This window comes from Roseateles sp. (genome assembly GCF_031397715.1).
Lineage (GTDB): Bacteria > Pseudomonadota > Gammaproteobacteria > Burkholderiales > Burkholderiaceae_C > Paucibacter_A.
Map to the genome: position 1 here is coordinate 1 of NZ_JANNMI010000401.1, position 8,024 is coordinate 8,024.

At 63.0% G+C, this 8,024-nt stretch carries 7 protein-coding genes and 2 pseudogenes; 6 read left to right on the forward strand and 3 right to left on the reverse strand.

All coding sequences use genetic code 11. The features are described 5' to 3' along the window. The 4 genes and pseudogenes from RMO57_RS17445 to RMO57_RS22035 all read left to right on the forward strand — a co-directional run. On the forward strand, window positions 1-1,411 hold a 1,411-nt coding region (locus tag RMO57_RS17445; protein ID WP_310388795.1), incomplete at its 5' end, for a biotin/lipoyl-containing protein. After that, window positions 1,408-2,319 carry a hydroxymethylglutaryl-CoA lyase gene (locus tag RMO57_RS17450; protein WP_310388797.1) on the forward strand — a complete coding sequence of 304 codons (912 nt, stop codon included), beginning with the start codon at window positions 1,408-1,410 and terminating at the stop codon, window positions 2,317-2,319. The genes RMO57_RS17445 and RMO57_RS17450, both read left to right, overlap by 4 nt. A gap of 466 nt (window positions 2,320-2,785) precedes the next feature. Then, window positions 2,786-3,766 (forward strand): annotated as a pseudogene (locus RMO57_RS17455) (alkaline phosphatase PhoX); the annotation flags it as partial. 39 nt (window positions 3,767-3,805) lie between these two features. Continuing rightward, window positions 3,806-3,895, forward strand: a pseudogene (locus RMO57_RS22035) (FxDxF family PEP-CTERM protein); the annotation flags it as partial. An 81-nt stretch (window positions 3,896-3,976) separates the two neighbouring features. Here the strand turns inward: RMO57_RS22035 and RMO57_RS17460 are convergent. After that, complete coding sequence (locus RMO57_RS17460) at window positions 3,977-4,648, reverse strand: dienelactone hydrolase family protein (RefSeq protein ID WP_310388801.1); 672 nt, start codon at window positions 4,646-4,648, stop codon at window positions 3,977-3,979. A gap of 25 nt (window positions 4,649-4,673) precedes the next feature. Then, window positions 4,674-5,903: a 6-phosphofructokinase gene (locus RMO57_RS17465; RefSeq protein WP_310388802.1), complete on the reverse strand. Its 1,230-nt coding sequence runs from the start codon at window positions 5,901-5,903 to the stop codon at window positions 4,674-4,676. 189 nt (window positions 5,904-6,092) lie between these two features. Here RMO57_RS17465 and ald point away from each other — a divergent pair, with 189 nt between their 5' ends. Together ald and RMO57_RS17475 are read left to right on the forward strand one after the other, a co-directional pair. Beyond that, window positions 6,093-7,208: an alanine dehydrogenase gene (gene ald, locus RMO57_RS17470; RefSeq protein WP_310388804.1), complete on the forward strand. Its 1,116-nt coding sequence runs from the start codon at window positions 6,093-6,095 to the stop codon at window positions 7,206-7,208. A 119-nt stretch (window positions 7,209-7,327) separates the two neighbouring features. Further along, window positions 7,328-7,639: a DUF883 family protein gene (locus tag RMO57_RS17475; RefSeq protein ID WP_310388806.1), complete on the forward strand. Its 312-nt coding sequence runs from the start codon at window positions 7,328-7,330 to the stop codon at window positions 7,637-7,639. Window positions 7,640-7,681: 42 nt separating this feature from the next. Here RMO57_RS17475 and RMO57_RS17480 read toward each other — a convergent pair. Then, the coding region (locus RMO57_RS17480; RefSeq protein WP_310388808.1) for an EAL domain-containing protein at window positions 7,682-8,024 on the reverse strand (343 nt) is incomplete at its 5' end.

The following is an 8,024-nucleotide window of genomic DNA, read 5'->3' on the forward strand; positions in this document are numbered from 1 at the left end:
GCTGGTGGAGAAATACCTCACCACCGCCCGGCACATCGAAGTCCAGGTGTTCGGTGATAACCACGGCAATGTGGTCTACCTGTTCGAGCGCGATTGCTCGGTGCAGCGCCGCCACCAGAAGGTGCTGGAAGAAGCGCCTGCGCCGGGCATGACGGCCGAGCGGCGCGCCCAGATGGGCGGCGCGGCAGTGGCGGCGGCCAAGGCGGTCGGCTATAGCGGCGCCGGCACGGTCGAGTTCATCTGCGAACAAGATGGTCGGTTCTACTTCATGGAGATGAACACCCGCCTGCAGGTCGAGCATCCGGTGACGGAAGCCATTACCGGCCAAGACCTGGTCGAATGGCAATTGCGTGTCGCCTCGGGCGAGCCGCTGCCGCTGCAGCAGGATCAACTGACGATGACCGGCCACGCCATTGAGGCACGCATCTGCGCCGAGAACCCCGACGCTGGCTTCCTGCCCGCCACCGGCGCGCTGCATGTGGCGCGCTGGCCAGCGCATGTGAAGTTCGAGCGTGGCCATGTCCGCATCGATGCCGGTGTGGACGAGGGCGACGCGATCAGTCCGTTTTACGACTCAATGGTCGCCAAGCTGATCGTCTGGGGTGAGGACAGGGCGCAGGCCTTGGCGCGCCTGGACGCGGCGCTGCGCGACACCCATATCGTCGGCCTGCAAACCAATGTGGCGTTTTTGCGCCGCTGCGCCGCCACCGCATCCTTTGCAAGCGCCGATCTCGACACCGCCTTGATCGAGCGCGAACGCGCGGCCTTGTTCGAGCAGCCGGGCCTGCCCCTGACGACTTGCGCGGCCGCGGTGGTCGCCCACACGCTCGCGGCAGAAGCCACGCTGCAAACCAGCGACCCCTGGAGCCGCCGCGATGGCTGGCGCATGTACGGTGCCTCGGCGCGTCGCTTCGATCTGGAGATCGCCGGCGTCCATCACGAGGTCTTGCTGTCGCGTCACCACCAAGGCGGCATGCAACTCACCGTGGCCGGCGAGGCGATCGCATTTGCCGCCAACTCGGCCAGCTTGGAAGCCCATGAGCTGCTGCTGGGCATGGGCCTGGCGCAACAACGCACCATGGTCAAAACCTACGCCGAGGGTGAAACGGTGGCGGTGTTTGCGCCGACCGGTTCGGCCCTGGTGATCGAGATTGACGTGATCGCCCGCGCCGGCAGCGGCCCGGCCGAGGGTGGCCGGCTGACCGCGCCGATGCCGGGCAAGCTGGTCGGCTTCTTGGCCAAGGTCGGTGACACGGTCAGCAAAGGTCAACCCCTGGCGGTGATGGAGGCGATGAAGATGGAGCACACCATCAGCGCGCCGCGCGACGGCGTGGTGGCCGAGCTCTTGTTCGCTGTCGGTGATCAGGTCAGCGATGGCGCGGAGCTTCTTCGTCTGGTGATCGCAGCATGAGTACGCTGCCTTCACGCGTTACGCTGGTCGACGTTGGCCCCCGCGACGGCCTGCAAAACGAGAAAGAGCTGGTCACCACCGAACACAAGGCGCAGCTGGTGGAGATGCTCTATTTGGCCGGCCTGCGCGAGATCGAGGTGACCAGCTTCGTCAGCCCGAAATGGGTGCCGCAGATGGCCGACAACGCTGCGGTGATGGCAGCCATCAATCGTCAGCCCGGCGTGCGCTACTCGGTGCTGACGCCGAATCTGAAGGGACTGGAAGCAGCGCTACCCACCCGCCCGGATGAGATCGTCGTCTTCGCGGCGGCGTCCGAAGCCTTCAGTCAAAAAAACATCAACTGCTCGATCGCCGAGAGCATTGAGCGCTTCGCGCCGGTGGTGGAGGCTGCCCACACGGCCGGCATCAAGGTGCGCGGCGCGCTGTCCTGCGCGGTCGGCTGCCCGTACGAGGGCGAGATCAGCGCCGATCAGGTCGAGCGAGTCGTGCTGCTGATGAAGGGCATCGGCGTTGATCATCTGGGCGTGGCCGACACCATAGGCGTGGGCACACCACGCAAGATCCAAGCGGCGATGGAGCGTGCCCTGAAGCATTACCCGCTGGTGGAGGTGAGCGGGCATTTCCATGACACCTATGGCCAGGCGCTGGCGAATATCTATGCCTGCCTGGAGCTGGGCGTGCATAACTTCGACACCAGTGTGGCGGGCCTCGGCGGCTGCCCTTATGCCAAGGGCGCGACCGGCAATGTGGCGACCGAGGACGTGGTCTTCATGCTCAACGGCCTTGGGATTGAGACCGGCATCAATATCGACAAGCTGGTCGACGCCGGCGCCTTTATCTCCGGCGTGCTGGGGCGGCCGCCGGTGTCAAGGGTGGCGCGGGCGCTGCTGGTCAAGCGGGCGCAGTGAGGAACTTGCTTGGTTCTTGATGGCAGACAGATAGGCTGTTCGGATCATCTGGGTCATATCCGGGTCACCACTGGGTCATCGGTGGTGGTGAGACTGCAATGCGGCGTAAATACTTGAACAAAGTCTATGCGCCGCCCTCACCTTCATCCTCAATGAACCCATCCGGAGAATATCCATGTTTGCACGCTCCCGAATCGCCGCCGCCATCGGTCTGCTTGCCTTGGTCGCCCAAGCTCAGGCTGCCACCAACTTCAGCAATTTCACGCCCTTGGCTGCTTCGGCAGGCCCCATCCCCGTCGGCAGCGCCGGCGAAGCCACTCCCATCACGCTGTCGAGCAGCAACTTCAGCCAGAAGACCATCGCTGACCGCGCAACCCAGAACGCCTTGGTGCCCGGCTCGAACGCCGGCAACTGGGACATGATCACCGCCAACGAGAATGGCGCTGATGCTGGGCGTTACTTGTTCATGCCCTTCGAGACCGGCAATGCAGGCGTGCAGCGCGTTGACCTCTGGGACAACAACTACAACACCCGCACGGTGACCATCGTCGCGCCCGGCACCAAGGGCTTTGTGGCCGGTGACGCGTCGCGCTGGACCCCGTGGGGTACGTACCTGACGGCCGAAGAATCCTGGGGCACGGGCAGCACAAAGGGCCGTTTGTTCGAGATCGACAACGCCACCTCGGCCGCAGCCAACGGCGGCAACTTCATCCAGCGCAGCATCATCCCGCGCGTCTCGCATGAAGGCCTGGCTTTCGACAATGCCAAGTCCATGTACTTCATCGACGAGCTGAATGGCGGCTCGATCTACAAGTACAGCTCGGCCAACGCCAATGCCACCAACGGCAACGACTACTTCGCCAAGGGCCAGACCTTTGTCGCCAAGGTCAATGGCGGCAACAACTCCAATGCCGTGGGCGCTGTGACCTGGGAAGCGATCACCGACATCAACGGTGCGGCGCTGGCTGGCGTGTCCACCGTGCTGGCCGATGGCACGATCGATGGCCGCGTCTCGGCCAACACGGTCAAGGGCACCGACTACCAGCGTCCAGAAGACCTGGACGTGAACACGCTGGCCAATGGCGATCAGGTCATGCTGGTAGCAACCACCACGACCAACGAGGTCTATTCCTTCAACCTGACGACCAACCAGGTGTCGGTCTTCGCCAACCAGAACAGCATCGATTTGGCGACTGGTTTGGCGGTCGGCGCTGGCTTGTTGAGCCCGGACAATATTGCCGTGGATGCTGACGGCAATGTCTACATCATCGAAGATCGCAACGGCGGCGTTGACAACGACATCTGGTTCGCACGCGACCTGAACAAGGATGGCGATTTGTTGGATGCTGGCGAAGGCTTGGCTCGCTGGGCGTCGAACGGCACGCAAGGCTCAGAGTTCACCGGCCTGTACTTTGACAAGTTCAATGCCAACAAGGCTTATGTGAACATCCAGCACCCCAGCAGCGGTGTCGATCGCCTGATCGAAATCAGCGCCGTGCCAGAGCCAAGCACTTATGCCATGCTCTTGGGCGGTTTGGGCTTGATGGGCTTTGTGGCCCGCCGCCGCAAGGCCTGATGCGCTGAAGTGCTGAGCAAGCCGGCGACCCCTCCAGGGCCGCCGGCTTTTTCAATTGACGCAGGTGCAAGGCCTGTCGGTTCAGGCAATCAGATGCCGACGCAAGAAAGTCAACGTTCTCTTCCAAGCCAGTGCTGCCGCATCGGCATCAAACACCTCCGGCCGGCGTTCATTGAAGAAACCGTGCTGGGCGGCATAACGGTGAATTTCTGCTGAGGGCGCAAGCTGAGCTTGCAGCGCATCGGCCGCTGCAGGTGTGCACCAGTCATCTTGATTGGCAAAGTGCGCCTGGAAAGGGATGCCGATCGTTGCCGGGTCGGCCAACTCGGCCGGCGGGATGCCGTAAAAGCAACTCGCCGCACTCAGGCCCTTTAAGTGCACCGCAGCGGCGATGGTCAAGGCCCCGCCCATGCAAAAGCCGGTCACGCCGACCTTGGAGCAATGCTGCAGCAAGAAGGCCAAGGCGCCGGCCAAGTCCTGCTGCGTGGCGTCGCCAAAGTCCAGGCCTGTCATCAGATGGCTGGCCTCGTCGGCGTCGCTGGCCAAGCGGCCGCGGTAGAGGTCGGGCGCCATGGTGGTGAATCCTGCAGCCGCGAAGCGGTCAGCCACACCGCAGATCTGCGGGTTCAGCCCCCACCATTCCTGAATCAGGATCAGACCGGGGCGCTTCAGCCCTTCGCTGCTGTTGGCCTCGGCCAAATAGGCCGCACTCTTGGCCCCATCCGGGCGTTGAAATTCGATCTTTCGTCCCATCTTGTCACTCCTGTTGGGCTTGCCTCTACTGTGCCGGCGAGTCTGGATTTAAAACCTTGGCCACCGGGTTGGGCCGCAACCGAAACGCATCGGGCAGACCCGAGCCCAAGAGCGGGCGCAGGTAAAGGCGGAAGGCGTCGGTGACGTCGTTGCCGTTGGCTGCAATGAACTCATCCTCCATCACGCGCGTTTTGCCGGCCACATCGGTGAGTGGAAGTAACTCGTAATCCACCGAGTAATAGCCGCTGCGCTTGATGGCGACCGACCCGTCGCGCCCAGCATTGAAGGCGAATTGCACCGCCTTCTCGCCCACCTCACGTGCCTCGCGCTGATCCACATCCGACACGCAGCCGATAAAGCTGCGCTGCAGGTAGCCAAAGGTGTCGCCGCGCACGCGCTTTAGCTTTAAGCGGGACTTGATCTCCTCGCACAGCAAATCCGCCAGCGCGCCGTTGCCGGACAGTTGCACATTGCCGTGGTCGTCCCGCTCCAGGTCCTTGGCCAGTTGGGCGGCGATCGGCTGACCTGAGGCGTCGTGGATGCCTTCGGAGACGGCGATGACGCAGCGGCCGTAGCGCTCATAAGTGGCCTTCACGTCAGTCAAGAATTTTTGCAATTCGAACACCCGCTCGGGCAAATAGATCAGATGCGGGCCGTCGTCAGGGAACTTTTTGCCCAAGGCCGACGCGGCCGTCAGAAAGCCGGCGTGACGCCCCATCACCACACCGACATAGACGCCAGGCAGCGCCGCGTTGTCGAGGTTGGCGCCGGCAAAGGCCTGGGCCACAAAGCGAGCCGCCGAGGGGAAACCGGGCGTGTGGTCATTGCCAACCAGATCGTTGTCAATCGTCTTGGGGATGTGAATGCAGCGCAGCGGGTAGCTGGCTGTAGCCGCTTCCTCGCTGACGATGCGCACGGTGTCGGATGAGTCATTGCCGCCGATGTAGAAGAAATGTGTGATGCCATGCGCCTGCAAGACCTGAAAAATCTTGTGGCAGTAGGCAGCGTCGGGTTTGTCGCGCGTGGAGCCAAGGGCCGACGAGGGCGTCTGCGCGACCAGTTCCAGGTTGTGGCTGGTCTCTTGCGTCAGGTCGACAAAGTCTTCATTGATGATGCCGCGCACGCCGTGGCGGGCGCCGTAAACCAGGCCGACCTGGTGCTGGCGGCGCGCTTCAAGCACCACGCCGACCAAGGACTGGTTGATGACAGCGGTCGGGCCGCCGCCTTGGGCGACGAGGATCTTGGCTGATGACATGGGCGTTCCTTGGCAGGGTTGACGGCAAGTGCAGGATGCGTGGTGATTGTGACTTAGCTTTGCTACTTTGGCCGGCAGGCATTAGCACGGCTAATGCGCCTGAAGCGCAGCAAATCAGGCTTGCCTTGCAGCAGACCTTGGGCGTACAAAGCGTGACCACAACAAGCCATGCAGGCTGCGGAGACAAGTATGAAAATCGGCTGCCCCAAGGAAATCAAGAATCACGAATACCGCGTTGGCTTGACTCCGGCCAGCGTGCGCGAGCTGACTTCGCGCGGCCACCAAGTGCTGGTGCAGACCGGCGCCGGCGCGGCCATCGGCTTGCTGGACGAGCACTATGTGGCGGCCGGCGCCAGCATTGCACCCGATGCGCAGGCGGTGTTCGCGCAGGCCGACATGATCGTCAAGGTCAAAGAGCCGCAGCCGCAGGAATGCGCAATGCTGCGCGAGGGCCAGATCCTGTACACCTATTTGCATTTGGCACCCGACCCGGAGCAGACCGCAGCCTTGGTCAAGTCGGGCGCGGTGTGCATCGCCTATGAGACCGTCACCGGGCCCGGTGGCGGTCTGCCCTTGCTGGCGCCGATGAGCGAGGTGGCCGGGCGCATGTCGATTCAGGCCGGCGCCGCGCACCTGGAGAAGAGCAAGGGCGGCATGGGCGTGCTGCTGGGCGGCGTGCCCGGTGTGGCCCCGGCGCACGTGGTGATCATCGGTGCCGGCGTGGTCGGCACGCATGCGCTGCAGATGGCGGTCGGCATGGGCGCACGCGTCACCGTGCTGGACCGTAACGTTGATCGCCTGCGGCAACTCGATCTGGTCTTCGGCAACCGCATCAGCACCGGCTATTCGAATGTGCAGAGCCTGGAGGAATCGGTGCTGGCGGCTGACTTGGTCATCGGCGGCGTCTTGATCCCGGGCGCTGCGGCGCCCAAGTTGGTGACGCGCGACATGATCTCGCGCATGAAAAAAGGCGCGGTGGTGGTCGACGTGGCGATTGATCAAGGCGGCTGCTTCGAGACCTCACATGCCACCACGCATGCCGATCCGACCTTTGTGGTCGACGGCGTCGTCCATTACTGCGTCGCCAATATGCCCGGCGCCGTGGCGCGCACCTCAACCTTTGCGCTCAACAACGCCACCATCGCCCATGCGGTAGCCTTGGCCGATAAGGGCTGGCGCCAGGCTCTGAACGACAACCCCTACCTGTGCGCGGGGCTCAATGTGGCCTTGGGTCACTTGACTTACGAGGCGGTGGCGCGTGACTTGGGCTACGAATATGTGCCGGCCGAGGGTCTGCTGAACTGATGGGGAGAGCTGCCGCAGCATCCCCGCTTATTGATACAAATCAGTGCCCCGCTAGCCATCCGTCTAAAACAGGTGTTAAGTTACGGTTTCGATTGTTTCTAGCCAAGGAGAGTATTGCCATGTCTGACATCAACCAAGCCCACAAGGATCGCCTGATGAGCGATCTGCACTCTGTTGTGACTGAAGCCGAGAGCTTGCTGCGCGCCACCGCCGGCGCGGCCGGCGAGGGTGCGTCGGAACTGCGCGCCAAGGTTCAGGCCAGCCTTGACCGCGCCAAACATAATCTGGCGGATCTGCAGGATGCGGCGGTCGAAAAAGCCCGTGCAGCGGGCCGAGCCACCGACCTCTATGTGCACGAGAAGCCCTGGCAGGCGATCGGCCTGGCAGCCGGCGTCGGCCTGCTGCTGGGGATGCTGATCAGTCGCCGCTGAGGCGAAGCCGGAGCTCTAGCACCAAGCTAGGCCGGCGCCGATCTACTCGGCGCCGGCTTTTGATTGCAACATCCAGGCCTCAAGTTGCTCTTCCGGCATCGGGCGGGCGAACAAATAGCCCTGCCCCTCATGGCAACCCAAACCGAGTAGCTGCAGGCGCTGCTCTTCGGTTTCAATGCCCTCGGCAATCACCGTCAGGCCCAAACCGCGGCCCAGGTTGATGACCATCTGAGCGATCGTGGAGCCGGCGGTCGAGGTCTGCGCCTCACGCACAAAAGCGCGGTCGATCTTGAGCCGATCAACATCCAGCTGCCGCAAATGACTCAGCGATGAGAAACCGGTGCCGAAGTCATCAATCGCCACGGTGATGCCGAGTTTCTTGATA